The sequence below is a fragment of the Mesorhizobium sp. M7A.F.Ca.US.010.02.1.1 genome, assembly GCF_004023085.1.
GTDB lineage: Bacteria > Pseudomonadota > Alphaproteobacteria > Rhizobiales > Rhizobiaceae > Mesorhizobium.
Map to the genome: position 1 here is coordinate 1 of NZ_RZRV01000134.1, position 385 is coordinate 385.

Annotated in this window: 1 protein-coding gene; it reads right to left on the reverse strand. The window is 59.2% G+C overall.

The genetic code is table 11. The features are described 5' to 3' along the window. Positions 1–385: adenylyl-sulfate kinase (cysC, locus tag EOA19_RS35085; RefSeq protein ID WP_128306121.1), on the reverse strand; the 385-nt coding region annotated here is incomplete at both ends.

A 385-nucleotide genomic window follows, 5' to 3' on the forward strand; every position in this document is an offset into this window, starting at 1 on the left:
CCTCATACGGGGAATCGACGCCGGTGAAATTCTTGATTTCGCCATTCAACGCCCGCGCATAGAGACCCTTCGGATCGCGTCTGGCGCATTCCTCAAAGGGTGTATCGACAAACACCTCGACGAATTCACCGTTGGCCATCAACTCCCTGGCCATGCGCCGCTCCGCGCTGAAGGGCGAAATGAAGGAAACAATGACGATCAGCCCGGCATCGGCCATCAGGCGCGCCACTTCCGCAACGCGGCGAATGTTTTCGACGCGGTCGGCGTCGGTGAAGCCAAGATCGCGATTGAGGCCGTGGCGAACATTATCGCCATCCAGGATGTAGGTGTGGCGGCCGGTGGCGAACAGCTTCTTCTCGAAGAGGTTGGCGATGGTCGACTTGCC